Source organism: Bacillus cereus group sp. BfR-BA-01309, assembly GCF_022664315.1.
GTDB classification, from domain to species: domain Bacteria; phylum Bacillota; class Bacilli; order Bacillales; family Bacillaceae_G; genus Bacillus_A; species Bacillus_A mobilis.
Map to the genome: position 1 here is coordinate 197,030 of NZ_JAKUHE010000003.1, position 26,487 is coordinate 223,516.

Genomic DNA, 26,487 nt, shown 5'->3' on the forward strand with positions numbered 1-26,487 from the left:
CAAGTGGATTTCGAAAAAAGTTTGAAAATAATTTTACAAATTAGCGACAAAAAATAAAATGTAGTAAAGACCTCTAGACAAGTTGGGTAAAAAAAGAGAAAATAAAAGTAGAAGTTAACTTCTTATTGTTATTCAGACAATCAGAATTGACTGGAATTTTGTGAGGCGCTACAATAAGAGTCTAGTAGTAATGACGTAATTTATTTCGAAAGCGTTTTTACAGTATAATATTCGAAGTATGAGGTCTTACGTTTATTTCGATCTTTAATAGAGATTGCCCTATAAACTTTTAGGTAAATTATAAGGAGGACTATCCTATGTTTAAAAAATTATTCGGTCTTGGTTCAAAAACAAATGAAGAAACAATCGTAGCTCCATTAACTGGAGCAGTGAAAAATATTGAAGAAGTACCAGATCCAGTATTCGCTGGTCGTATGATGGGTGACGGTGTTGCAATCGATCCTACTGAAGGTGTAGTTGTATCTCCAGTTGATGGTGAAATCGTACAATTATTCCACACGAAACATGCAATTGGAATTAAAGCGAAAAACGGTACAGAAATTTTAATCCACGTTGGATTAGAAACTGTAAAAATGGAAGGCGAAGGTTTCGAAGCTCACGTTTCTGAAGGACAAGCTGTAAAAGCTGGAGATAAATTAATCTCATTCGACTTAGAATTAATCCGTGAAAAAGCGAAAAGCACAATTACTCCAATCGTTATCACAAATACAGATGCAGCTGAGTCTATTAAGACAACTGTAGGTGTAACTGCTACAAAAGGTTCAACAGAAGTAATGAAAGTTACAATGAAATAATTATTGCATGAAAGGAATCTGTTTCGTATGAAATGGATTCCTTATTTTGTTTTGTAGTCTGTTCCTTATGTACGCTAAAATACTTTGGGCACTTGGAAATAGGGTTTCACATATATGTGGATAAGGCGCATTTTTCTTAGAAAAAATATAAGAGAAATGCGCCTTTCGTATATTCACATTTCTTTTGTTCTATTCTTATGTACGCTATGATAAAGGAAGCAGAGAAAAGGGGTGGGGTTAGATGAAACGAGTATTATTTGTTTGCACTGGAAATACATGCCGTAGCCCGATGGCTGAGGCGTTACTTCGTCATCATGGAGAAGGTAAGTTTGAAGTGCAATCTGCTGGCGTTTTCGCCTATCCTGGTAGTGATGCGTCGATATATGCAAAGGAAGCTCTAGCTGAAAAGGGAATTGCAATCAATCATGCTTCGCAGCAGGTAAATGAAACTTTGATTGATTGGGCAGATATTGTAGTAACGATGACGGAAAACCATAAGCAAATTGTACTTGGGCATTATCCGAGTGTTGAAAAGAAAGTAGATACATTATATGGAGTAACCGAGGGGATCAGTAAGGATATTTCAGATCCATTCGGCGGATCACTTTCTATTTATAAAGAAACGTTAGAAGAGATGGAAAAACTTGTACAAACTTTACTGAAAAAACATTCAGAGGGTTGATGTTTCGTGTATAATACGATATTGGAGATCACTTCGTTCCGTTAAGGTAACGAGTGAGAAATGAAGATAATTGATTGAAACTTTGGAGGGGTAAAAATGAAAGTAGTAGTAGCATCTGATCACGGCGGTATGAATATCCGTAAAGAACTTGTAAGTTTATTAGAAGAGTTAAATATTGAATATGTTGATTTAGGTTGTGAATGTGAAGCTGGTTCTGTTGATTACCCTGATTTTGCGTTTCCAGCAGCGGAAATGGTAGCGAATGGCGAAGTAGATCGTGGTATTTTAGTTTGTGGGACAGGCATCGGTATGTCAATTGCGGCGAACAAAGTAAATGGTATTCGTTGTGCATTAGTTCATGATACTTTCAGTGCGAAAGCAACGAGAGAGCATAATGATACGAACATGCTAGCAATGGGCGAGCGTGTAATTGGTGCAGGTCTAGCGCGTGACATCGCAAAAATTTGGTTAACAACTGATTATGAAGGTGGTCGTCACGAAAACCGCGTAGGGAAAATTAAAACATACGAAACAAAGTAATAGATTCTAACTAGAAGCAGTATGAAATATAATTTGGTGAACCAACCTGTGAAAGGAAGAGGCGTAATGACAGAAATCGTAAAGGTAAGAGAACAGTTACAAATGTCGCTTTCTGATTTCCAAGAACAAGCTTCATTACAAAGTAATCAAATTTTTGTAGTGGGGTGTAGCACGAGCGAAGTGCTAGGAGAAAGAATTGGAACATCAGGAACGATGGAAGTAGCAGAGGCGATTTTTTCTGAGTTAAAACAATTTCAAGAACAAACAGGTATTGAGTTGGCGTTTCAATGTTGTGAGCATTTAAACCGTGCTTTAGTAGTTGAGAGAGAGTTGGCGATGAAATATCAATTTGAAATTGTAACAGTTACGCCTGTTAGATCAGCAGGTGGTGCATTAGCAACATATGCGTATCACAATTTGAGAGATCCGGTAGTAATTGAGTTTATTAAAGCAGATGCAGGAATGGATATTGGTGATACATTTATCGGTATGCATTTAAAGCATGTAGCTGTTCCTGTTCGTACAGGTGTGAAGGAAATTGGAAGTGCACATGTAACGATGGCAACAACACGTGGGAAACTAATTGGTGGAGCACGTGCTGTTTATGCGGTGAAGGAAGAGACTATTACTTGCCGTTAGACATGAAAAATTATAAAGTCGCATAATAGCTTTATATCGAAAGATAAAAGGTATGTAGTCTGACTTTATAATAGAAGAAAGAAAAGACCGATTTTCGGTCTTTTTTTTCTTTTATGATATAGAAAGTCATGTTAGAATGTAGTTGAAAACATGAAGGTTCGAAAGAATTACAACCTGAATTTTCGTTTTTTCTGAATAAATGAGAAAAAACTATTGGGAATCGATGTAATTCGTTCAGAAAAGGGGGATTTTGGTGGATCATTTAAAACGTCAAGATGAAAAGGTATTTGCTGCAATTGAGGCAGAACTAGGAAGACAGCGTTCAAAGATTGAGTTAATTGCTTCGGAAAACTTCGTAAGTGAAGCAGTAATGGAGGCGCAAGGTTCTGTTTTAACAAATAAGTATGCTGAGGGATATCCTGGAAAACGTTACTATGGTGGCTGTGAGCACGTAGACGTAGTGGAAGATATCGCACGTGATCGCGCGAAAGAAATCTTTGGCGCAGAGCATGTAAATGTTCAACCGCATTCTGGTGCACAAGCGAACATGGCAGTATACTTCACGATTTTAGAGCAAGGCGATACAGTACTTGGTATGAATTTATCTCATGGTGGTCACTTAACACACGGAAGCCCTGTTAACTTCAGTGGAGTACAATATAATTTCGTAGAATATGGCGTGGATGCTGAATCTCACCGTATTAATTACGATGATGTATTAGCAAAAGCGAAAGAACATAAACCAAAATTAATCGTTGCTGGTGCAAGTGCATACCCTCGTGTTATCGATTTCAAACGATTCCGTGAGATTGCAGATGAAGTCGGTGCATACTTTATGGTTGATATGGCACATATCGCTGGTTTAGTAGCTGCTGGTTTACATCCAAACCCAGTACCACATGCACATTTCGTTACAACGACAACACATAAAACATTACGTGGTCCACGTGGTGGTATGATTTTATGTGAAGAGCAATTTGCAAAGCAAATTGATAAATCAATCTTCCCTGGTATTCAAGGTGGTCCACTGATGCACGTAATCGCTGCAAAAGCTGTTGCATTTGGTGAGACACTACAAGATGATTTTAAAACATATGCACAAAATATCATTAATAATGCGAACCGCTTAGCTGAAGGTCTTCAAAAAGAAGGACTTACACTTGTTTCTGGTGGAACAGACAATCACTTAATCCTGATTGATGTTCGTAACTTAGAAATCACAGGTAAAGTAGCGGAGCACGTATTAGATGAAGTTGGTATTACAGTGAACAAAAATACAATTCCATTTGAAACAGCAAGCCCATTTGTAACAAGCGGTGTACGTATCGGTACGGCAGCTGTAACATCTCGTGGTTTCGGTTTAGAAGAAATGGATGAAATTGCGTCACTTATTGCTTACACATTAAAAAATCATGAAAATGAAGCTGCATTAGAAGAAGCACGTAAGCGTGTAGAAGCGTTAACGAGCAAATTCCCAATGTACACAGATCTATAATAGATGAAAGAAGACTGCTGAGACGTAATTGTTTCGGCAGTTTTTTTTGGACATATATTGGTCTTTAAGTATGTATACAAATGATGAATAAATTTTGGCGATATAATGAAGGATACAGCTCCCATAATTGGTAAAGATACTAGATAGATTCATCGTAAAATTATGATTTTGCCAAATTTGCCCTTGAATATTAGTAGCGTTTTCTTTACAATCGTAAATAGTGTAAAAAAGCGTGCAAACGCATGAATATCATCTAAAGGAGAGATTCACATGGGAAAACTGTATGTATTTGATCACCCGTTAATTCAACATAAGATTACATATATTCGCGATAAGAATACAGGTACGAAAGATTTTCGTGAATTGGTGGACGAAGTAGCAAGTTTAATGGCCTTCGAAATTACTCGCGATCTTCCACTTAAAGACATTGAAATTGAAACGCCTGTAAGCAAAGCGACAACAAAAGTGATCGCTGGTAAAAAACTTGGTTTAATTCCGATTTTACGTGCAGGTTTAGGAATGGTTGATGGAATTCTGAAATTAATTCCAGCAGCAAAAGTAGGACACGTTGGTTTATACCGCGACCCTAAAACATTGCAACCGGTAGAATACTATGTGAAACTTCCAACGGATGTAGAAGAGCGTGACTTTATCGTACTAGATCCGATGCTAGCAACAGGTGGTTCTGCAGCTGAAGCAATTAACTCTCTGAAAAAGCGCGGTGCAAAGCAAATTAAATTAATGTGTATCGTTGCAGCTCCAGAAGGAGTAAAAGTAGTACAAGAAGAACATCCTGATGTTGATATTTATGTAGCAGCATTAGATGAGAAATTAAATGACCACGGATATGTAGTACCAGGTCTTGGGGATGCTGGTGACCGTTTATTCGGAACGAAGTAAGACAACTGACGAGAGGGGATTCCCTCTCGTTTTTTTTGTACCTTGATTAAGTAGGGGAGGGGGATAAATATACATAGTATATACAACATAAGTTGCATGCGCATCACATATAATATAGAAGTCTTACGTCTAAAGAGCACTATATTATGGAAGGAAAGCGTTATATCGTAAAAATATAATAGTGACAAACTTGTGAACATTTCCTTCTATTATAAAGAGAAAACTGTTAGAAATTGCATATCTCTAACCAGTATTTAGAAGGGGAACGTTTTCATTTTTGGGAGGAAATGACTAATACTCAAATTTTTTGATTTTTTACGATTTCTCGTTGACACTGTTAATACCCTATTGTATGCTAACAACGGGGATAGATGGTAGGGCTTTCAGTGACAAAAATACATCTATTCAGTGACGAAAATGTAAACTTTTTATTTTGTATAGGATTTATGCAAAAAAATGAGTTATTATTAACACATCGTGAATGAGGGTTACATATTGGAGGGATGAATCCTTGCAAAAAAACGATCGCAGCCATATAAAAGCTTATGCTTTAATGTCAGGTATTCTTGCTCAGTTAGTCGGTTCTATTCTTATTGGAATCTTTGGTGGGCAGTGGATTGATAATAAGGTTGGAACGTTTCCATTGTTTCTTATTATAGGGTTATTACTCGGATTAGGAACTGGGGTATACGCAATGATTCGACTCATTCGACATTACTATTCGGGAGAGCAATGATGATAGACGTACATGGACTTGTCCAAAGACAAAAGAAATATATGTACTACTTGCTTGCGCTTCTAGTGCTAGGATGGGGATTCACCTCTTACAAGGATGTATTTCTTGGACTGATTATCGGAACGATTTTCAGTTTTCTTAGTTTGCGCATCATTGCACGTAGAACAGACAAGCTGTTGGATCGCGTAACAAATGGAGAAAACGTGAAGTTTAAGGCGACAGCGGTAAGTACATATTCAAGATTCGCCACGATTGGGTTATTAATTTTATTTGCAGCCAAATATCAAGAGTTAATTGCGATGTGGGGCCTAGGTGTGGGATTGCTGACAGGATACCTTGTCATGATCATAGATTTTCTTTATTTAGAGTATAAGAGCAGGGAAGAGAGGTGAATTACTAGTGGAACACGGTAAATTAGTTGAATTTCTAGGTTTAACGTTCGATTTGTCATCAGTTATGATGGTTACTGTAGCAGCAGTTATAGTTTTCTTAATCGCTGTTATCGGAACTCGCAGTTTAGCCCTTCGCCCAACCGGGATGCAAAACTTCATGGAATGGGTGTTTGACTTCGTGAAAGGGATTATCAATAGTACGATGGACTGGAAAACAGGTGGACGTTTCTTAACGCTTGGCGTTACGCTCATCATGTTTATCATCGTATCGAACTTCCTTGGTTTACCATTCATGTATTCAACAGTTGAGGCTGGCGAACATATTGCATGGTGGAGATCACCAACGTCTGATCCAGCAGTTACATTAACATTAGCCGTGATGGTAGTTACCCTCACCCATTATTATGGAATTAAGATGAAGGGTACGAAAGAATACGTAAAAGGTTATTTCCAACCTATGAAATTCTTATTCCCATTAAAGGTTATTGAGGAGTTTGCTAACACATTAACGTTAGGTCTTCGTTTATTCGGTAACATTTATGCAGGTGAGATCTTATTAGGATTACTTGCTAAGTTAGGCGGGGCATCATTCCTTGGAGCATTAGGTGCGCTTGTACCAATGCTAGCATGGATGGGATTCAGCGTATTCGTTGGATCAATCCAGTCATTTATTTTCGTTATGTTAACGATGGTTTATATGGCTCATAAAGTAAGCCATGACCATTAATATAATTTAAGTAAGAAAAAATTTATTTTTTTATAATACAAAGGAGGACAAATTAAATGAGTTTAGGTGTAATCGCAGCTGCAATTGCAATTGGTTTATCAGCATTAGGTGCAGGTATTGGTAACGGTCTTATCGTATCACGTACAATCGAAGGTGTTGCTCGTCAACCAGAATTAAAAGGCGCACTTCAAACAATTATGTTCATCGGGGTTGCTTTAGTTGAGGCACTTCCAATCATCGGTGTAGTTATTGCATTCATCGTAATGAACAAATAAGGGAGACTCCCCTTACATAGATGGCGAAGAGTGTTTTTCCGAACTTTCTTCGCCATTGCTTTATGGATGAAACGTATGTCTTTTTTTTTCATATGATCAATTTAGATATTTTGAAGGGAGTGAATCCTTGTGCCAACTTTATTATTAGGGGCTGCCATTCCATTTGGAACGATTGCTTATACATTGTTCATTTTCTTACTTCTATTAGTAATGCTACGCAAATTTGCGTGGGGTCCTTTAATGGGAATTATGAAAGAACGTGAAGAGCATGTTACTAATGAAATCGACGCTGCAGAAAGAAGTAACGCTGAAGCGAAGAAATTAGTAGAAGAACAACGTGAAATGTTAAAACAATCGCGTGTTGAAGCACAAGAGTTAATCGAAAGAGCGAAAAAACAAGCTGTAGATCAAAAGGATGTTATTGTTGCTGCTGCGAAAGAAGAAGCAGAGTCAATTAAAGCATCTGCTGTACAAGAAATTCAACGCGAAAAAGAGCAAGCGATTGCTGCTTTACAAGAACAAGTGGCTTCTTTATCTGTTCAAATTGCTTCTAAAGTAATTGAAAAAGAGTTAAAAGAAGAAGATCAAGTTAAATTAATTCGCGATTATATTAAAGAAGTAGGAGAAGCGCGATGAGCAATGGGATTGTAGCAAAACGTTATGCTGTCGCTCTTTTTAAAATTGCAAAAGAAAAACACGTATTAGAAATGTTTGAAGAGGAATTACGCCTTGTACAAAACGTTTATGTAAAGAACGGAGAACTACATAGCTTTTTAACGCAACCGAACATTTCAAAGGAACAAAAGAAAACGTTTCTTGCAAACGTATTCGGGTCTGTTTCTGAATCTATTTTAAATACGTTATATATTTTAATTGATAACAAGCGCATTGATATCTTACCTGCAATTGCAGATGAATATGTTGTTCTTGCTAATGAAGAACGTAACGTAGCGGATGCAACTGTATATTCTACTCGTCTTCTATCAGAAGAAGAGAAGCTTAACATTGCTGAAGCATTTGCAAAGAAAACGGGAAAAGACGCAATTCGCGTGAAAAATGTTGTAGATGAAGATTTACTAGGCGGCATTAAAGTACGTATTGGAAATCGCATTTATGACGGAAGCTTACAAGGAAAATTAGCACGTATTCAGCGTGAATTAATGAAGAATAGATAGGGGTGAAGCACATGAGCATCAGAGCTGAGGAAATTAGCGCACTGATAAAGCAACAAATCGAGAACTATCAGTCTGAAATCGAAGTTAGTGATGTTGGTACAGTTATCCAAGTTGGTGACGGTATCGCGCGTGCTCATGGTCTTGATAACGTTATGGCTGGTGAACTTGTAGAGTTCTCTAACGGCGTTATGGGACTAGCACAAAACTTAGAGGAAAACAACGTAGGTATCATTATCTTAGGACCTTACACAGAAATCCGTGAAGGTGACGAAGTTCGTCGTACTGGTCGCATCATGCAAGTACCAGTAGGAAAAGAACTAATTGGTCGTGTTGTAAACCCATTAGGTCAACCAGTTGATGGTTTAGGCCCAATCAATACAACAAACACTCGTCCAATCGAAAGCCCAGCACCAGGTGTAATGGATCGTAAATCTGTTCATGAGCCACTTCAAACAGGTATTAAAGCAATCGATGCTCTTGTACCAATTGGCCGTGGACAACGTGAGTTAATCATTGGTGACCGCCAAACAGGTAAAACAGCAGTTGCACTTGATACAATCATTAACCAAAAAGATGAAGATATGATTTGTATCTATGTAGCTATTGGACAAAAAGAATCAACTGTACGTAACGTAGTAGAAACACTACGTAAGCACGGTGCATTAGATTACACAATCGTTGTAACTGCATCAGCTTCTCAACCAGCTCCATTATTATACTTAGCTGCTTATGCTGGTGTAACAATGGGTGAAGAGTTCATGTACAATGGTAAACACGTATTAGTAGTATATGATGACTTGTCAAAACAAGCAGCGGCTTACCGTGAGCTTTCATTACTATTACGTCGTCCTCCAGGTCGTGAAGCATATCCAGGGGATGTATTCTACTTACATTCTCGCTTATTAGAGCGTGCAGCAAAATTAAGTGATGCAAGAGGCGGCGGTTCTTTAACTGCACTACCTTTCATCGAAACACAAGCAGGGGACGTATCAGCTTACATCCCAACAAACGTAATTTCTATTACGGATGGACAAATCTTCTTACAATCTGACCTATTCTTCTCGGGCGTACGTCCAGCAATCGATGCGGGTACTTCTGTATCTCGTGTAGGTGGATCTGCTCAGATTAAAGCAATGAGTAAAGTATCAGGTACACTTCGTCTTGACCTTGCATCTTACCGTGAGTTAGAAGCGTTCGCTCAGTTCGGTTCTGACCTTGATAAAGCAACTCAAGCGAAACTAAACCGTGGTGCTCGTACTGTTGAGGTATTAAAACAAGGATTACACAAACCGTTACGTGTAGAGAAACAAGTTATCATTCTTTACGCTTTAACACGTGGATTCCTAGATGATATCCCAGTAGCAGATATCACTCGTTTCGAAGAAGAATTACATGCTTGGTTAGATTCTAATGCGACTGACTTATTAGAAGAAATCCGCACAACTAAGAAACTTGCGGATGACGACAAATTTGCAGCAGCTATTAATGGATTTAAAAAAGTATTCGTAGCTTCTGAATAATAAAAGCGGAAGCGGCTCGTCCTGAATGTGAGGGGGATGGAACTTCTGACGAAGAGGCGGTCTTTGCCTCGTAGGAAGAAGTGAAGCCACCGAACATTCAAGCCGCTGGAGCTAGATAATAATATATATAGGCATCTCAGGCTTTGAGGTTGCTGACGGTTATGTAAAGGAAAAGAGTAGGTGCACCTATTCTTTTCCTTCAATCATGAGCAAGAATATCTTGCAACGTAGATTAGGAAGAGAACTCTTACTAATCGTGCCAACTTCCGGAAAAAAGGTGGTGAAAACCTGTGGCATCTTTACGCGATATAAAAGCGAAGATTAACTCGACAAAGAAAACGAGTCAAATTACGAAAGCGATGGAGATGGTATCTGCATCTAAGTTAAACCGTGCAGAGCAAAATGCTAAATCTTTCGTTCCGTATATGGAAAAGATTCAAGAAGTAGTAGCGAGCATTGCGCAAGGAAGTAAAGGAATTAATCATCCGATGCTAAATGCGCGTCCTGTAAAGCGTACAGGGTACATCGTTATTACATCTGATCGCGGACTAGCAGGTGGTTATAACAGTAACGTATTACGTACAGTAAGTAACGTAATTCGTGAACGTCATAATATGGACTCAAACCAATATTCAATTATTGTGCTTGGCCGACTAGGACGTGATTATTTAAAACGTCGCGGCTTTAACATCATTGATGAAGTAGTTGGACTATCTGACCACCCATCATTTACTGATATTAAAGATCTTGCTTCTCGAGCAATTGCGATGTTTGCAGATGGTGCTTATGATGAGCTGTATATTTACTACAACCATTACGTAAGTAAAATTTCACAAGAAGTAACGGAAAATAAAATTTTACCGCTTACTGATGTGGCGTCTGATAAACCGACGACAGCTTATGAATTCGAACCTTCTGAAGAAGAAATTTTAAAAGTACTATTGCCACAATACGCAGAAAGCTTAGTGTACGGTGCATTACTAGACGGTAAAGCAAGTGAACACGCAGCGCGTATGACAGCAATGAAGAGTGCTACAGACAACGCAATGGAAGTTATCGATTCACTTACACTTTCATTCAACCGTGCGCGTCAGGCAGCGATTACGCAAGAAATTACGGAAATCGTTGGTGGAGCAGCAGCGTTAGAGTAGTAATAAAAAGCGTAGGTGGCTTGCTCAGAAGGGGAGGGCATTGGAACTCCTGACAAAGAGGCGCTTTTTGCCTCGTAGGAAGGCGTGAAATGACCGCCCCTTCTAGCCACCGGAGCTAGATTCAGTAAAAAAGTGGAAGCGGCTCTTTCAAAAGAGCCGCGTAAGCTATAAACCAATAAAAAATGAAAAGCTAACTGCTCGTAGCAAGTTGGCTAATTAAAAGAAAGCTAGGAGGGAACCCGATGAATAAAGGGCGCGTTACGCAAATCATGGGTCCGGTTGTAGACGTTAAGTTTGATGGCGGAAAGCTACCAGAAATCTACAACGCCCTTACGGTAAAACAAAGCAACGAAAACGGAACAAGCATTAACTTAACATTTGAAGTTGCACTTCATTTAGGTGATGATACAGTTCGTACAGTTGCAATGTCTTCCACAGACGGACTTGTTCGTGGTACAGAAGTAGAAGATACTGGTAAAGCAATCTCTGTACCAGTTGGTGATGCAACACTTGGTCGCGTATTTAACGTATTAGGTGATGCAATTGATTTAGATGGTGAGGTTCCTGCCGATGTACGTCGTGATCCAATTCACCGTCAAGCACCTGCATTCGAAGAATTATCTACTAAAGTAGAAATTCTTGAAACTGGTATTAAAGTAGTAGACTTACTTGCTCCTTACATTAAGGGTGGTAAAATCGGTCTATTCGGTGGTGCCGGTGTAGGTAAAACTGTATTAATTCAGGAATTAATTAACAACATCGCACAAGAACACGGTGGTATCTCTGTATTCGCTGGTGTAGGTGAGCGTACTCGTGAGGGTAACGATTTATACCACGAAATGAGCGATTCTGGCGTAATTAAGAAAACTGCGATGGTATTCGGACAAATGAACGAGCCACCTGGAGCACGTCAACGTGTTGCATTAACAGGTTTAACAATGGCTGAACATTTCCGTGATGAGCAAGGACAAGACGTACTTCTGTTTATCGATAATATCTTCCGTTTCACGCAAGCAGGTTCTGAAGTATCTGCCCTTCTTGGTCGTATGCCATCTGCGGTAGGTTACCAACCGACACTTGCAACAGAAATGGGTCAATTACAAGAGCGTATTACATCTACAAATAAAGGATCTATCACGTCTATCCAAGCGGTATATGTACCAGCCGATGACTATACGGATCCAGCACCAGCTACAACGTTCGCTCACTTAGATGCAACAACAAACTTAGAGCGTCGTTTAACACAAATGGGTATTTACCCAGCCGTAGATCCATTAGCATCTACATCTCGTGCACTTTCTCCAGAAATCGTAGGAGAAGAGCATTATGAAGTAGCTCGTCAAGTACAGCAAACTTTACAGCGTTATAAAGAGCTTCAAGATATCATCGCTATCTTAGGTATGGATGAGTTATCTGAAGAAGATAAGTTAGTTGTACATCGTGCTCGTCGTATTCAATTCTTCTTATCTCAAAACTTCCACGTAGCTGAGCAGTTTACAGGTCAAAAAGGTTCTTACGTACCTGTAAAAAATACAGTTAGCGGTTTTAAAGAAATTCTAGAAGGAAAATATGATGACCTTCCAGAAGATGCATTCCGCCTTGTTGGTGGCATTGAAGAAGTTATTGAAAACGCGAAGAAAATGATGGCGTAAGGCCTTAGGAGGGACGAATTATGAAGACATTTCCAGTCAGTATTGTAACTCCTGATGGACCGGTTTACGAAAAAGAAGTAGAAATGGTAAGCGTAAAAGCAGAGAGTGGGGAAATGGGGATCTTACCGGGTCACATTCCAACTGTTGCACCGTTAAAAATTAGTGCAGTTCGTCTGAAACATGATGGACATACTGATTATGTAGCAGTAAGCGGTGGCTTTATCGAAGTTCGTCCAGATAAAGTAACTGTATTATCATCATCTGCTGAAGAAGCAAACCATATCGATATCCATCGTGCAAATGAAGCGAAGCGTCGCGCTGAGCAACGTATGCAAGATAAACAAGCACATGTTGACTTTAAACGTGCAGAAATGGCATTACAACGTGCCGTGAACCGTTTAAACGTTTCCGATATGAAATAAAAAATCCGTAAAGGCTTTGCCTTTACGGATTTTTTTGTGTGGTTTATGGATAATTTTACAAAAATGGTATAATTATATTGATGCTTGTATAAGTAGAGAATGTACAACAGTTTATAAAGGAGATGAATAAATGATTGGTGAAATGAAACGAGAAGCGTTGCACTCTTTAAAGGGAAATTGGGGACTAGGTGTTGGATCAACGATTTTATATCATATCATAAGTTACGTCGTTTCAATGGCTGTAATGCTTATATTATTAATTCCAGGAGTTATAATATTTCTTTTAGCTTCTATCTCAATTGGTTCAATTGGAGAAGAAGCGATGGGAATTGCAGCTGTGATTACGTTTGGGGTTTTTTATTGTCTTATGATAATTTTAAGTTATGCAGCTTATGGTATTACAACATACGGTTATACGAATGTGTTTCTACAAATAAGTAAAAGAGAAGATGCTAGAGTGGATTACTTGTTTGAAGGGTTCCGTGGTTTTAAAAGAATGATGAAAACAATGTGGGCTATGGTTGCAATTTTGTTATATACAGGTGCATGGGTGCCAATGTTAGGAATGATTGTGTTTGGGACATTAGGTTTTTTTGATGAGAGTGCAAATCCATCATTCATAATCGTTTTCTTTATTTTATTAGCTATCTCGGGTATTGTAATGACTATCCTGTATTTTTCGTATTCAATGACGTATTATGTGATGGTTGAAAAACCAGAATATAGTGTTTCACAGGCAATGAAAGAAAGTAAGCATCTTATGAAGGGGCACAAATTGGATTTGTTTCTGTTATGGCTGAGTTTTATAGGTTGGGCAATTTTAGCAATTCTTACACTTGGAATAGGTTTTCTTTGGTTTAGCCCGTATATGAGTACAACGACAGCGCATTTTTATCGCTATCTTTCAAAAGATGAATTGTAGTAGGAACATGCTATACTAATAGAGTTATTACGTATAGGAGGACGATTATGATTAGTGATTTAAAAGGAGAAGCGCTAGATTCATTAGAAGGGAAATGGGGATTAGCTGTCGGTGCAACATTACTGATTTCGATTCTTATTTCAGTTTTTAGTTTTAGTATTAATTTCCTTTTCTCTCAGGTTTGGGATTGGAAAGAAGTAAATAGCTCACTTTCAGTAGACATTATTTCAATATTGATGGTAGGTCCATTGACGTTAGGTGGCTATTATTTAGCGCTGCATATTATTCGTGAAAAAGAGGCGCGTATCGGGCATATATTCAGATGGTTTACAGAAGGAAGTAAGTTTATAAAGTCATTTTTATTATATATAGTAGTGAACATTTATATTTTCTTATGGTTTTTACTATTTATTATCCCAGGCATTATTAAATCATTTTCTTATGCGATGACGTACTTTATAATAAATGATCATCCCGAGTATTCTATAAATCAAGCTATTACAGAAAGCCGTCGTATGATGGATGGACATAAGATGGAGTATTTCATTTTATGTTTAAGTTTTATTGGTTGGTTTATATTAAGTTGTATTACATTAGGAATTGGATTCCTATGGCTAATTCCATATTTTTATACGACGTCAGCAGCTTTTTATGAAGAGATTGCAGAGGAATATTACGAGAAAACAATTCCGACACTATAAAAACACCCAGTATGAGCTATTGGTTCATACTGGGTGTTTTTTGTAGAAATTTTATAAATTGATGACTAGTAAGTGGTTTGCTGAAATAGTAACCTTGCATATATTTACAGTTGTTCTTTTGTAGAAACTTAAGTTGTTTTTCTGTTTCAATTCCTTCAGCAACGACAGAAAGGTTTAAAGTATTTGCAAGGGAAAGGATAGTGGAAACGATGGCTCTTTCCTCAGGCCGATGATCGGCTAGTTGTGTAAATTCTCTCGGTACTTTTAATGTATCGATAGGGAAAATTGATAAATAAGCGAGAGAAGAATAGCCGGTACCGAAGTCATCAATGGACGTTTGAATACCATATTCCTTTAATTGTTTTAGTCTTGATAATGTTTCTTTTTCATCAATCATTGCAATTCGTTCTGTTAACTCAAGTGTTACATATTTGGGATCGACGTTAAGGTCTGTTAGTATTTGTGAAATATTCTCGATTAAATAATCTTGCTGGAACTCCTTTGCTGATAAGTTCACACTTATTTTTAAATCTTGGTAGCCGAAAGTATGCCATATTTTTAGCTGACGACAAGATTCTTTTAATACCCAATGACCGAGTGGCACGACTTGTGGCGTCTCTTCTACAATTGGAATGAACTCACATGGCGGAATATCACCTAGGAGTGGGTGTTTCCAGCGTATTAATGCTTCAGCACCAATAATCTTTTTCGTCGTAATATCAATTTGTGGTTGATAGACGAGATAAAATTCTTCGTTTACTAAAGCGAGTGGTAAATCTTTTTCAATTCGAGCTTTTCGTTCCATTTTTTTATACAATTCTTTCGTGTACAGAGAGCTACCGTTTTTCCCTTTGTTTTTTGCTTCGTACATAGCCATATCGGCATGCTGCAGGATTGATAATGGATCTTCACCTGCTTCAGGATATATCGCAATGCCGATGCTCGAAGAGATTTGAAAATGCTGATTTTCGATTTCGAAAGGTTCGTTCATAGCTGCTACAATCGTATCAGCTATTTTTTGTATATCTGGTCTTTTTTTATAATTTTCGATAAGGATTGTGAACTCATCCCCAGCTAGCCTGGCAAGCTTCATATTTGGTGTCGATATTCTTTCAAGTCTTTTTGCTACTGCAATTAATAGAAGGTCTCCTACCCTATGACCGAGGGTGTCATTAATAACTTTAAAGCGGTCTAGGTCGAGAAACATAACAGCAAAAGGCCTTTTTGATATTTCGGATCGAGCAATTGCTTGTTCTACATATTGATGAAATGCGCGGCGATTTGCAAGCTCTGTTAACGTATCATGGTATGCTAGAAAATTAATTTGTTCTTGTTGTTGTTTGCTTTCCGTAATATCTTTAATCATTAAATAAACTCCAGAAATATGATTCTTTAGAAAGATAGGAACAGCTGTAACATGCAAGTAGTAAATATCTCTATTTTTATGATATGCCCGTATTTCTAAAGAAATTGATTTCCCCTTTTTTACGCGATGAAAGGCATTAATGATTTCTTCCAAATCTTCTTCATACATAAGTGAATAGTAAGGTTGATTTAATAATTCATTCGTTTGATAACCGAGTAAAGTAGTACCAGCGTTGTTCACATTGAGAAAATTACCGTACAAGTCTAATGTGAAAATTGGATCTGGATGATGCTCGTATAAAGATTTAAACATTTGTTGGTTATGGTATAGTTCATTTTTTTGTTCTACTAAATCTTCTGTACGTAGTTCAATTTGTTTTTCGAGTTCTGAGTTGAATTGCATTTGGGCTAGTAATAATATTTTATTTTGTTTTCGAACTAAACTATGGCGTATGAGAACGAAGGAGAAAGTTATCATAAGCCCGATTACTACAATAGGTGCAAAAACGTATTCAACTAATATAAAAACAATAAGCATGACTACAGAAATATAAGGTAATGACAATCTGATCGACTCACCAAGTTTAGGTGTTAATAGTACTTGCTCTTGTCTTTCAGGTTCTTTTGTATGCAGAATACAGGCGATTGCTACTAGTACTAAAGTTACTTGATAGAGAGGGGTAACTGTAAACATAGAATACTCGGGTATGAAGTATTTGATATAAGCATAAATCGCGTCTGTAGTAGCATATAAAATTAAAGCACTTCCAAGAAGTGCACCAACTTTTTTGGATAATAAGGATAATGGCTTGAATAACAGATTGATTCCTATGAGAAAAAAGAGTAAATCGGCCATTGGATAGGTAAGTTGAACGAATATGTCGATATAGGATGTTGAAGAAACGTGAATGGTGCGTTCAATAAGTAAGTAGTAACTTAAAGTGAATTGTGCTGTAACAATAATACAAATATCACATATCATAAAAAGCTTTTCTAATAAATCGCGGTTGTAGATGATTTCATATAGAAAGGCAAATGCAAAGCTAATTAAAAAAAGTAGATAAAAAAAATCGGACGCATCAACAAATGTATAGTAGTCCTTTAAAATTAAACGTTGATAGGCAACGACGATATCACCAATGAAATAAGAGAGAGTTCCAACAGACAATATGGTCCAAAATAAACGAGGTAACCCCTCTTTCATGTTTGAAAAATAAAGTATATAACTACAAGCAATAATATCAATGAAGAGTGAACTCATCCCAATTAATACTTGAAAAGGAAATGAGTATTCATATAGAAAAGGCATTGCTACGTAATGGGTCACTATAGACAACAATATAATGCTTATAAGAATACTTACATGTGTTTGTTTTTTCATTTATCTCACCCACGGTATATACATATAAATTCCTCTTTTATTTTTTATAGTTTCTTGAAAAACATATATAATTTTTATATTTATTTTGCACAGGTATGGTGCGAGTTATAAAAACAGATTTTAATAAATCTCGTTTCTGTTCTCCAACATATCGACATAGGAATTTGAAGTTTGCTATAATGATTAAAATAGTTGCATTATTTAGAAAAATTTAAAAATAATAATTACTGCAACTAGGACATATTGTTTACTAAGTGAACTTGTTCTTAATTCAGGGGGGAGGGTTTCACAATGGCAAGTGTATATGAAAATAGTTATATGATCGTTTTGATTTTCTTGCTATTAGGCATATTGCTGCCGGTAGTGGCTCTTACATTAGGAAGGATGCTGCGTCCAAACAAACCAAGTGCAGCGAAAGCGACGACGTATGAGAGTGGGATTGAGCCTTTTCATGATGCGAATATTCGGTTTCATGCTCGTTATTATATTTTTGCTTTATTGTTTGTCATCTTTGATGTAGAAACTTTATTTTTATATCCATGGGCTGTTGCATATGACAAGCTCGGTTTATTTGCACTGATTGAAATGCTCATCTTTGTTGTAATGTTGCTAGTTGGATTAGCGTATGCTTGGAAAAAGAAGGTGTTACAATGGTTATAAATTTTGAGGAATTACATCCAAATGAACGTGCGGAATTAGAACGAAATATCTTTTTTTCTACATTGGAACAGTTGAAAGGATGGGCACGGAGCAATTCTTTATGGCCGATGACATTCGGACTAGCATGCTGTGCAATTGAAATGATGGGAGTAGGTTCATCGCATTACGATTTAGATCGATTTGGGTCATTTTTTCGGACTTCACCAAGGCAATCAGACGTTATGATTGTGTCGGGAACGGTAACGAAGAAGATGGCTCCTATTGTTCGGCGTTTATACGATCAAATGCCTGAACCAAAATGGGTTATTGCAATGGGATCTTGTGCGACAGCAGGTGGGCCATATGTAAATTCATACGCTGTTGTGAAAGGTGTAGATCAAATCGTGCCAGTTGACGTGTATATTCCTGGGTGTCCACCTAATCCTGCTGCCTTAATTTATGGAATTAATAAATTGAAAGAAAAAATTCGTTACGAGGCCAAGACGGGGAAGCAGGTGACGAATAAATGAGTGATCCAAACAAAGACTTAGAGGATTTGAAAAGAGAAGCGGCTAGGCGTGCGAAAGAAGAGGCGAGAAAGCGTCTTCTTGCGAAACATGATGCGGAAATAAGTAAACTTGAGGAAGAAAATCGAGAAAAAGAGAAAGCGCTATCAAAAAATGATGATATGACTGTAGAAGAAGCAAAACGACGTGCAGCATTGGCCGCAAAAGCAAAAGCAGCCGTATTAGCGAAGCAAAAAAGAGAAGGAAGCGAAGAAGTAACGGAAGAGGACAAGGCTAAGGCGAAAGCAAAGGCCGTGGCAGCCGCAAAAGCAAAAGCGGCAGCACTAGCGAAGCAAAAAAGAGAAGGAAGTGAAGAAGTAACGGAAGAGGACAAGGCTAAGGCAAAAGCAAAGGCTGTGGCGGCCGCAAAGGCAAAAGCAGCGGCGTTAGCGAAGCAGAAGGCCTCGCAAGGTGATGGGGATTCGGGAGATGAAAAGGCGAAGGCGATTGCAGCAGCGAAGGCGAAAGCGGCTGCGGCTGCAAGGGCGAAGACAAAGGGTGCTGAAGGTAAGAAGGAAGAGGAGCCGCAGCAGGAAGAGCCATCCGTGAATCAGCCGTATTTAAATCAGTATGTTGAAATTATTAAGGGAAAAGTAGGAGAGAATACATTAGTAGATTCCTACATTAATAAGCTTTCAAAAGATGTGCCAACTCTTGTGGTGGAGCCTTCAAAATATTATGAAGTGATGGAATTATTGCGGTTCCACGAGAGACTTGCATTTGATTATATGTCAGAGCTACATGCGACAGATTTTGTGACACATATGGAAGTATATGTTCATTTATTTTCATATGGAAAGAAACAGTCGGTAGCGGTGAAGGTGAAGTTGGATAGGGAAGAGCCGCAAGTAGAATCGGTGACAGCGTTTTGGAAAGGTGCGGACTGGCCGGAGCGAGAAGCGTATGATTTGCTCGGTATTGTATTTAAGGGGCATCCCAATTTATCACGTATTTTAATGCCAGATGACTGGATAGGGCACCCGCTTAGGAAAGATTATGAACCGCATGATGTGGAGGTGTAGCTTATGATCCGTACGGAAGAAATGCTTTTGAATGTAGGGCCTCAGCATCCGAGTACGCACGGTGTGTTCAGGCTTGTTATTAAGATTGATGGGGAAATTATTAAAGAAGCTACACCGGTTATTGGATATTTGCATCGCGGGACCGAAAAGATTGCTGAGAGCTTACAGTATACGCAAATTATCCCTTATACAGATCGAATGGACTATTTATCGGCCATGACGAATAATTACGTCATTTGCCATGCTGTAGAGACGATGATGGGGCTTGAAATCCCGGAGCGGGCCGAATACTTGCGAGTGCTTGCAATGGAGCTTGGAAGGATTGCGAGTCACCTCGTTTGGTGGGGGACAAATCTTCTTGATATAGGAGCGGTCAGTCCGTTTTTGTACGCGTTTCGTGAACGAGAGATGATTATAAATTTATTAAATGAATTATGCGGTGCCCGGCTTACTTTTAACTATATGAGAGTCGGGGGTGTAAAGTGGGATGCGCCGGATGGGTGGATCGAAAAAGTTGAAGAATTCGTTCCGTATATGAGAGAACAATTGGCAGGTTATCATGATCTCGTTAGCGGTAATGAGATTTTCTTAAATCGTGTAAAAGGCGTTGGTATATATAGCGAGGAAGAAGCGATTTCGTATTCTTTAAGCGGAGCGAATTTGCGGTGTACGGGAGTAAACTGGGATCTTCGCAAGGATGAACCGTACTCTATTTATGATCGTTTTGATTTCGATATTCCTGTTGGGAGTGTGGGAGATGCTTGGGATCGTTACGTTTGCCGCATGGAGGAGATTGAGGAGTCATTAAAGATTGTTGAGCAAGCTGTCCAGCAGTTCCCGAAAGACGGAGCTGTGCTGGCGAAAGTGCCGAAAATCATTAAAGCGCCTAAAGGGGAAGCGTTTGTCCGTATAGAATCACCGCGAGGAGAGATTGGTTGCTATATTGCTAGTGACGGAAAGAAAGAGCCGTACCGCTTGAAGTTTCGCAGGCCGTCTTTTTACAATTTGCAAATTTTACCGAAGTTATTGAAAGGTGAAAATATCGCCAATTTAATTACGATTTTAGGTGGAGTTGATATTGTACTTGGGGAGGTTGATGGCTAATGATTGAAACGCTCTTACAATCACCTTCAAGCTGGACGAATTTCTTCATTTTTTTCGGATTAGCGGTGCTTCTATTATTTGCAGTCCTTGGCTTCGTTACATATGGTATTTTGGCAGAACGGAAAGTGATGGGATTTATGCAAGGGCGGATTGGACCAAACCAAGTTGGGGGCCGATTCGGTTTACTGCAAACGGTAGCTGATGTTTTAAAACTATTACTGAAAGAAGATAGTATTCCGAAAGCGGCAGATAAACCGTTGTTTATATTAGCACCTGTTATTGCATTCGCACCGGCATTTATGGTGCTTGCAGTCATCCCGTTTACTGATAAATTTCAGTTCGCGGATATTGGCGTAGGCTTACTGTATTACATTGCTGTTTCTGGTATTACGACGATTGGTGTCGTGACCGGAGGATGGGCATCAAATAATAAATATTCCCTTTTAGGAGGGATGCGTGCGGCGGCGCAAATGATTTCTTATGAAATTCCGCTCGTAATGAGTGTAATTGGCGTCGTTTTATTAGCTGGTAGTTTGAATTTAAATGAAATTGTAGCAGCGCAGGAGAATGTTTGGTACATTTTCGTACAGCCAATCGGTTTCGTCGTCTTCTTAATCGCAGCGGTAGCAGAGTTAAATAGGACGCCGTTTGATTTACCAGAAGCTGAGTCGGAACTTGTTTCTGGATATCATACGGAATACTCAGGATTTCGCTGGGCGTTTTTCATGCTTTCAGAGTACGTATATTTCTTCGGAATGGCATCTTTAATTACAGTGCTCTTTTTAGGCGGATGGAATCCAGTCATGTTCCTTGGATTTATTCCAGGAGCTGTATGGTTTGCTTTGAAATTTAGCAGTGTAGTATTTCTATTAATTTGGTTCCGCGTTACGTTTCCGCGTATAAGAGGTGACCAGTTAATGGAGTTTGGCTGGAAAGTATTATTGCCAATTGCACTTGCAAATATTTTCTTAACGGCATTGATTAAGGAGTTATTCTTCTAATCTATGAGGGGGGTGCCAGTAAGAGATGAAAGGACTATTTAAAGGATTAAAATATACATTAAGCAATTTGAGTAAGAAAAAGGTGACTTACGATTATCCGAATCAACCGTTGCCCTTACCAGACCGCTTTCGAGGTATTCAAAAGTTTTATCCGGAAAAGTGCATTGTTTGTAATCAGTGCTCTAACATTTGTCCGACAGATTGTATTCAGTTGACGGGGAAAAAACATCCGGATCCTACGAAAAAAGGAAAAATTATCGACACGTACGATATTAATTTTGAAATTTGTATTCTTTGTGATTTGTGTACAGAAGTTTGTCCGACAGAGGCGATTGTTATGACAAACAACTTTGAACTCGCGGAATATTCACGTGATGATTTATTTAAAAATTTGCAGTGGCTTGACGAAAACGACGAAAACGTCAGGAAGGAGAATAAAGCATGAATGGCGAGTTTGTAGCATTCTTCATACTATCCTTGTCTGCAATTATCGGCGGTGTTCTTATGTTGAACTTAACGAAAGTCATGCATATGATGCTAGCTCTCGTTCTGACATTCCTCAGCATTGCAGGTTTGTACTTTCTTTTATCGGCCGAATTTATCGGAGTTGCACAAATTTTACTTTACTCGGGTGCAATCACAATTATTATGATTTTTGGCATTATGTTAACGCAACATAACGCAGAAAATGAATCACGTCTTACTCTTCGAAAATGGATTATCTTCTTTGCAGTTGTAGCATTTGGGGCAGTTATGTATTTCGCTGTTAACAATATTGATTTTGCAAATGAAAGCGCACAAGGAAGTTTACCTCTCCATGAAAAAAACACACTTCAAATCGGTACACTTCTCTATTCGAAATATATTATTCCATTTGAGTTAATCTCAGTTATTTTACTTGTAGCACTTGTTGGCGCAATTATTCTTGCGAAGAAGGATGAGAAAGAGGAGGATTCCAATGAGTAGCGTTCCGGCTTCTGCATATTTAACGCTTGCGATTATTTTATTTTGCATCGGTTTGTTTGGAGCTTTAACAAAGCGAAATACAGTGATTGTATTAGTTTGTATTGAATTAATGCTCAATGCGGCCAATTTAAATTTAGTAGCATTTAGTAAATTAGGTTTGTTCCCAAATTTAACAGGGCAAATTTTCTCTCTATTTACGATGGCTGTAGCAGCTGCGGAGGCGGCGGTAGGACTCGCCATTTTAATTGCTTTGTATCGTAATCGTACGACGGTTCATGTAGATGAAATGGATACGCTCAAAGGATAACATTGTGACCGAAAAGGGGGAAGGAAACAATGATCGATTATGCATGGCTCATACCGCTTTTCCCGCTTGTTTCGTTTTTTTTATTACTTATATTCGGGAAGAAAATTAGAGAAGGAAGCAGTGTACTTAGTATTTTCCTCGTCTTTCTCTCCTTTATATTTGCAGTACTTGTGTTAATAGAACGATTTTCGAAAGTAGGATTGAAGCATAAGTGGGTATGGCTTAGAACGGGAGATATTGATATATCATTTGGCTTTGAAGTGACAGCATTAGGGGCTTTAATGCTGTTTATCGTTACACTTGTGAGTTTACTTGTACATGTGTATTCGAAAGGTTATATGAAAGGTGACGAAAGATTACCAACCTTTTATGCCTATTTAGGACTCTTTACATTTGCGATGCTCGGGCTCGTTATATCACCGAATTTATTACAGCTTTATATATTTTGGGAGTTAGTAGGCCTCGGTTCATTTTTACTCATCGGTTTTTATTTCTTTAAAGAAGAAGCGAAGGCTGCTGCGAAAAAGGCTTTTATTATGACTCGTATTGGAGATGTCGGGTTATTTATAGGGATGATCTTACTTTTTTGGCACGCAGGTAGTTTTGAATATGACGTAATTTTTAGAGCGATTCATACGGGTGATCTTACCCCTACGATGATTACAATAACGGCGATATTAATTTTTATTGGGGCGATGGGGAAATCAGGTCAGTTCCCGCTTCATACGTGGTTACCAGATGCGATGGAAGGGCCGACGCCTGTTTCGGCACTTATTCATGCGGCGACGATGGTCGCAGCTGGCGTATATTTAGTGGCGACGATGTTCCCGCTATTTTCAGCAAGTGCGGTGGCGATGCAGACAGTGGCAATCGTTGGAGCTTTCACTGCAATCTTTGCGGCTTCTATCGGTCTTGTGCAAACGGATATAAAGAGAGTGCTTGCTTATTCTACAGTTAGCCAGCTTGGTTATATGATGCTTGCATTAGGATCTGCCGGTTATGTAGCTGGTATTTTCCATTTAACGACACACGCTTTTTTTAAAGCGCTACTATTTTTGGCTGCAGGAAGTGTCATTCATGCAGTGCATACGCAAAACATTAACAAAATGGGCGGCTTACAGAAGAAGATGAAAGTAACGGGTGCACTATTTTTAATCGGTACACTTGCAATTAGTGGTGTGCCACTCCTTTCCGGTTTCTTTAGTAAAGATGAAATTTTAGCGGCGGCTTGGATGAATGGCAATTACGTTTTATTCATATTAGCAGTAATTGCAGCGTTCTTAACAGCATTCTACATGTTCCGGCTATACTTCCTTGTCTTTACTGGGGAAGCGAAGACGAAAGAAGACGTGCAGGAATCGCCTCGCATTATGACGTATCCGATGATTATCCTCGGAGTCCTCGCGGTAGTGGCGGGTTATATGAATACACCATGGTTTGGGACATTTCTCGGAGATTGGCTTACGAAAGATGTAGCATTTAAAGCGCGAGAGGTACACGGGCCAGTTTGGATTATGATCGTAGCGACGCTCGTTTCATTTGCAGGGATTGCTCTTGCATATTTCATATACGGTAAGAAATCTATTTCTAGAGATTGGGCTGGTGGCGAGGGAACACCTCAATATAACCTTTTGAAAGAAAAGTACTATGTGGATGAACTATACAATATGACGGTGCTCCCTATTACGAAGGGAATCGCTCATGTGCTTCGCTTATTTGAGGTGTATGTAGTCGAAGGAATTGCCGTTTTAATAGGAAGTCTAGTTAGAGGGATAAGCGGACTCGGTTCTAGACTCCAAAACGGAAATGTACAAGTGTACGGCACTGTAACAGCTGTTTCGCTTGCAGTACTCGTCATTATTTTGCTTTATACGGGAGGGGATTTACGATGAATGATTTGTTATTAACGTTCTTCATTTTTTCCCCGCTTTTAGGAATTCTTTTACTTGTATTAACACCGAAAAAAGAATCGCGTACAGTGCGAGCGCTCGGTTTATTTGGGACGGCGCTTCCATTTGGAATCGCTATCGTCCTCGCTTGTACATATGCTTCTGGAAAGAGTTTGTCGCTATTCGATGAAAAAGTGAAATGGATTAAATTTGGGGATTTTGCAGCGGTGGATAAAAGATGGTTTGCCATTTATTACGAGCTTGGTATTGATGGTTTATCGCTCGTTATGATGGTGCTGACGGCCCTTCTAGCGATGCTTGCAGCAATCGCGGCATTTACTATTAAAAGGAACTTAAAAGCCTTTTATATGCTGCTACTCATGCTAGAAATAGGGATGCTCGGCGTCTTCGCTGCTCAAAATTTAATGCTGTTCTTTATCTTCTTTGAAATTACATTGCCGCCAATGTTTTTATTAATTGGGAAGTGGGGGAAATTGTCGAGTGAAAAGGCTGCTTATAGTTATTTAATATATAACGGTATCGGCTCCGCTATTTTACTCATCGTTTTCTCGGTTTTATTTGCAAAAACAGGTACAACAAATATTACAGAGCTTAAAGAAATATTAACGAGTGTAGGTGCTGGGGGAGGAACGGCTGTCTCAAGTAGCTTACAGTTCGGTTTGTTTCTTGCCATAATGATCGCTTTTGCGATTAAACTACCTGTTTTCCCGTTACATCGCTGGATGGTTAATGTGCATATTGAAGCGCATCCGGCTGTAGTTATGCTTCATGCGGGCGTTTTACTGAAGATTGGAGCATACGGTATGATTCGCTTCGGAAAGGGGTTATTCCCGGAATACTTTCGCGAGTTTGCAACGCTCATTGCGATTTTAGGAGTCATCAATTTATTGTACGGAGCCTTCCTGGCGCTCATCCAAACGGACTTTCGGAAGGTGCTTGCTTACTCGAGTATTTCGCATATGGGTATCGTATTAATGGGCCTTGCGGCGTTAAATGCACCAGGTACACAAGGGGCGCTATTCCAAGTTGTCTCTCACGGTTTAATTGCGGCCTTACTCTTCTTCTTACTTGGTGTTATAGAACAACGTTTTGGAACGTCGGATATTACAGCGCTTGGCGGACTCGCAAAAAGTGTCCCAGTACTTAGCGGATTCTTCTTAGCAGGAGGAATGGCATCGCTTGGATTACCAGGGATGTCTGGATTTGTTAGCGAGTTTCTTGCTTTTCTCGGTTTATTCCAAGGAGAGCCGGTCGTTGCGGCAGTCGGCGTACTTGGCATCATTTTAACCGCTGTATACGTATTAAGAGCAACACTGCAAGTAACATTTGGTAAGAAAGAGTGGGAAGCGAAAGCTGATATACATGGATGGGAGTATGTCCCTATATTGCTACTTATCTTCTGCATTATTGCAATTGGAGTAATGCCAGAAATACTAGGGGATCCGCTTCAAAATACATTGAAAACATTGGGGGTGAAGTAGG

The 26,487-nt window shown here is 38.9% G+C and carries 30 protein-coding genes; 29 read left to right on the plus strand and 1 reads right to left on the minus strand.

Annotation, left to right across the window (positions count from 1 at the left end; all coding sequences use genetic code 11):
• Positions 1 to 317: 317 nt before the first annotated feature.
• The 19 genes from MR115_RS08015 to MR115_RS08105 all read left to right on the plus strand — a co-directional run bounded on the left by MR115_RS08015 (position 318) and on the right by MR115_RS08105 (position 14,744).
• Entirely contained in the window at positions 318 to 815 is a 498-nt protein-coding gene (locus tag MR115_RS08015) for a PTS sugar transporter subunit IIA (RefSeq protein ID WP_000473666.1), read from the plus strand.
• A gap of 241 nt (positions 816 to 1,056) precedes the next feature.
• Complete coding sequence (locus MR115_RS08020; RefSeq protein WP_063262333.1) at positions 1,057 to 1,497, plus strand: low molecular weight protein arginine phosphatase; 441 nt, start codon at positions 1,057 to 1,059, stop codon at positions 1,495 to 1,497.
• A 96-nt stretch (positions 1,498 to 1,593) separates the two neighbouring features.
• Positions 1,594 to 2,037, plus strand: a complete 444-nt coding sequence (gene rpiB, locus MR115_RS08025; protein ID WP_242240756.1) for a ribose 5-phosphate isomerase B — start codon at positions 1,594 to 1,596, stop codon at positions 2,035 to 2,037.
• A gap of 21 nt (positions 2,038 to 2,058) precedes the next feature.
• The gene (locus MR115_RS08030; protein WP_242240758.1) at positions 2,059 to 2,676 is read left to right on the plus strand and encodes a TIGR01440 family protein; all 618 of its coding nucleotides are present in this window, start codon (positions 2,059 to 2,061) and stop codon (positions 2,674 to 2,676) included.
• A 253-nt stretch (positions 2,677 to 2,929) separates the two neighbouring features.
• Positions 2,930 to 4,171, plus strand: coding sequence for a serine hydroxymethyltransferase (gene glyA / locus MR115_RS08035; protein WP_071724808.1), 1,242 nt, complete (start codon positions 2,930 to 2,932; stop codon positions 4,169 to 4,171).
• Positions 4,172 to 4,441: 270 nt separating this feature from the next.
• Complete coding sequence (upp, locus tag MR115_RS08040) at positions 4,442 to 5,071, plus strand: uracil phosphoribosyltransferase (protein WP_000517539.1); 630 nt, start codon at positions 4,442 to 4,444, stop codon at positions 5,069 to 5,071.
• 371 nt (positions 5,072 to 5,442) lie between these two features.
• Positions 5,443 to 5,556: a DUF4024 domain-containing protein gene (locus MR115_RS08045; protein ID WP_071724806.1), complete on the plus strand. Its 114-nt coding sequence runs from the start codon at positions 5,443 to 5,445 to the stop codon at positions 5,554 to 5,556.
• 26 nt (positions 5,557 to 5,582) lie between these two features.
• Positions 5,583 to 5,807: an AtpZ/AtpI family protein gene (locus MR115_RS08050; protein WP_001171219.1), complete on the plus strand. Its 225-nt coding sequence runs from the start codon at positions 5,583 to 5,585 to the stop codon at positions 5,805 to 5,807.
• Positions 5,807 to 6,199: an ATP synthase subunit I gene (locus MR115_RS08055; RefSeq protein ID WP_000567600.1), complete on the plus strand. Its 393-nt coding sequence runs from the start codon at positions 5,807 to 5,809 to the stop codon at positions 6,197 to 6,199. Before MR115_RS08050 ends, MR115_RS08055 begins: the two co-directional genes overlap by 1 nt.
• A 7-nt stretch (positions 6,200 to 6,206) precedes the next feature.
• Positions 6,207 to 6,926, plus strand: a complete 720-nt coding sequence (gene atpB / locus MR115_RS08060) for a F0F1 ATP synthase subunit A (RefSeq protein WP_061680019.1) — start codon at positions 6,207 to 6,209, stop codon at positions 6,924 to 6,926.
• 56 nt (positions 6,927 to 6,982) lie between these two features.
• The gene (gene atpE / locus MR115_RS08065; protein WP_000052064.1) at positions 6,983 to 7,201 is read left to right on the plus strand and encodes a F0F1 ATP synthase subunit C; all 219 of its coding nucleotides are present in this window, start codon (positions 6,983 to 6,985) and stop codon (positions 7,199 to 7,201) included.
• A gap of 129 nt (positions 7,202 to 7,330) precedes the next feature.
• Positions 7,331 to 7,837 (plus strand): F0F1 ATP synthase subunit B, encoded by a 507-nt coding sequence (gene atpF, locus MR115_RS08070; protein ID WP_001142618.1) that lies wholly within the window; start codon positions 7,331 to 7,333, stop codon positions 7,835 to 7,837.
• The gene (atpH, locus tag MR115_RS08075; RefSeq protein WP_098500496.1) at positions 7,834 to 8,376 is read left to right on the plus strand and encodes a F0F1 ATP synthase subunit delta; all 543 of its coding nucleotides are present in this window, start codon (positions 7,834 to 7,836) and stop codon (positions 8,374 to 8,376) included. The genes atpF and atpH overlap by 4 nt, the downstream gene beginning before the upstream one ends.
• Positions 8,377 to 8,387: 11 nt before the next feature.
• A complete protein-coding gene (gene atpA / locus MR115_RS08080; RefSeq protein WP_097817071.1) occupies positions 8,388 to 9,896 on the plus strand; it encodes a F0F1 ATP synthase subunit alpha in 1,509 nt (502 codons plus the stop codon).
• A 290-nt stretch (positions 9,897 to 10,186) separates the two neighbouring features.
• Positions 10,187 to 11,047 (plus strand): F0F1 ATP synthase subunit gamma, encoded by an 861-nt coding sequence (atpG, locus tag MR115_RS08085; protein ID WP_000157696.1) that lies wholly within the window; start codon positions 10,187 to 10,189, stop codon positions 11,045 to 11,047.
• Positions 11,048 to 11,289: 242 nt separating this feature from the next.
• Complete coding sequence (gene atpD, locus MR115_RS08090; RefSeq protein WP_001032603.1) at positions 11,290 to 12,699, plus strand: F0F1 ATP synthase subunit beta; 1,410 nt, start codon at positions 11,290 to 11,292, stop codon at positions 12,697 to 12,699.
• Between the two features lie 20 nt (positions 12,700 to 12,719).
• The gene (gene atpC, locus MR115_RS08095; protein ID WP_242240760.1) at positions 12,720 to 13,121 is read left to right on the plus strand and encodes a F0F1 ATP synthase subunit epsilon; all 402 of its coding nucleotides are present in this window, start codon (positions 12,720 to 12,722) and stop codon (positions 13,119 to 13,121) included.
• Between the two features lie 130 nt (positions 13,122 to 13,251).
• A complete protein-coding gene (locus MR115_RS08100; RefSeq protein WP_242240762.1) occupies positions 13,252 to 14,043 on the plus strand; it encodes a DUF975 family protein in 792 nt (263 codons plus the stop codon).
• A gap of 47 nt (positions 14,044 to 14,090) precedes the next feature.
• Entirely contained in the window at positions 14,091 to 14,744 is a 654-nt protein-coding gene (locus MR115_RS08105; RefSeq protein WP_242240764.1) for a DUF975 family protein, read from the plus strand.
• Between the two features lie 16 nt (positions 14,745 to 14,760).
• Here the strand turns inward: MR115_RS08105 and MR115_RS08110 are convergent, their stop codons facing one another.
• On the minus strand, positions 14,761 to 17,490 hold the full coding sequence (locus tag MR115_RS08110; protein WP_242240766.1) for a putative bifunctional diguanylate cyclase/phosphodiesterase: 2,730 nt from the start codon (positions 17,488 to 17,490) through the stop codon (positions 14,761 to 14,763).
• Between the two features lie 291 nt (positions 17,491 to 17,781).
• On the opposite strand from MR115_RS08110, the gene nuoA reads away from it, so the two are divergent.
• The 10 genes from nuoA to MR115_RS08160 are packed head-to-tail and all read left to right on the plus strand — an operon-like array spanning position 17,782 to position 26,486.
• Complete coding sequence (gene nuoA / locus MR115_RS08115) at positions 17,782 to 18,150, plus strand: NADH-quinone oxidoreductase subunit NuoA (RefSeq protein ID WP_000179273.1); 369 nt, start codon at positions 17,782 to 17,784, stop codon at positions 18,148 to 18,150.
• A complete protein-coding gene (gene nuoB, locus MR115_RS08120) occupies positions 18,141 to 18,659 on the plus strand; it encodes an NADH-quinone oxidoreductase subunit NuoB (RefSeq protein WP_000236331.1) in 519 nt (172 codons plus the stop codon). The genes nuoA and nuoB overlap by 10 nt, the downstream gene beginning before the upstream one ends.
• Positions 18,656 to 19,717 (plus strand): NADH-quinone oxidoreductase subunit C, encoded by a 1,062-nt coding sequence (locus MR115_RS08125; RefSeq protein WP_242240768.1) that lies wholly within the window; start codon positions 18,656 to 18,658, stop codon positions 19,715 to 19,717. The genes nuoB and MR115_RS08125 overlap by 4 nt, the downstream gene beginning before the upstream one ends.
• 3 nt (positions 19,718 to 19,720) lie before the next feature.
• Positions 19,721 to 20,821, plus strand: a complete 1,101-nt coding sequence (nuoD, locus tag MR115_RS08130; RefSeq protein WP_242240770.1) for an NADH-quinone oxidoreductase subunit NuoD — start codon at positions 19,721 to 19,723, stop codon at positions 20,819 to 20,821.
• Positions 20,821 to 21,822, plus strand: a complete 1,002-nt coding sequence (gene nuoH / locus MR115_RS08135) for an NADH-quinone oxidoreductase subunit NuoH (protein ID WP_000573437.1) — start codon at positions 20,821 to 20,823, stop codon at positions 21,820 to 21,822. Before nuoD ends, nuoH begins: the two co-directional genes overlap by 1 nt.
• A gap of 25 nt (positions 21,823 to 21,847) precedes the next feature.
• Positions 21,848 to 22,267, plus strand: coding sequence for an NADH-quinone oxidoreductase subunit NuoI (gene nuoI / locus MR115_RS08140; RefSeq protein ID WP_000677191.1), 420 nt, complete (start codon positions 21,848 to 21,850; stop codon positions 22,265 to 22,267).
• A complete protein-coding gene (locus MR115_RS08145; protein ID WP_242240772.1) occupies positions 22,264 to 22,788 on the plus strand; it encodes an NADH-quinone oxidoreductase subunit J in 525 nt (174 codons plus the stop codon). Before nuoI ends, MR115_RS08145 begins: the two co-directional genes overlap by 4 nt.
• Positions 22,781 to 23,095: an NADH-quinone oxidoreductase subunit NuoK gene (gene nuoK / locus MR115_RS08150; RefSeq protein ID WP_000100078.1), complete on the plus strand. Its 315-nt coding sequence runs from the start codon at positions 22,781 to 22,783 to the stop codon at positions 23,093 to 23,095. The genes MR115_RS08145 and nuoK overlap by 8 nt, the downstream gene beginning before the upstream one ends.
• 29 nt (positions 23,096 to 23,124) lie before the next feature.
• Complete coding sequence (nuoL, locus tag MR115_RS08155) at positions 23,125 to 24,987, plus strand: NADH-quinone oxidoreductase subunit L (RefSeq protein ID WP_242240774.1); 1,863 nt, start codon at positions 23,125 to 23,127, stop codon at positions 24,985 to 24,987.
• Complete coding sequence (locus MR115_RS08160; RefSeq protein ID WP_242240776.1) at positions 24,984 to 26,486, plus strand: NADH-quinone oxidoreductase subunit M; 1,503 nt, start codon at positions 24,984 to 24,986, stop codon at positions 26,484 to 26,486. The genes nuoL and MR115_RS08160 overlap by 4 nt, the downstream gene beginning before the upstream one ends.
• The last annotated feature ends 1 nt before the right edge of the window (position 26,487 follow it).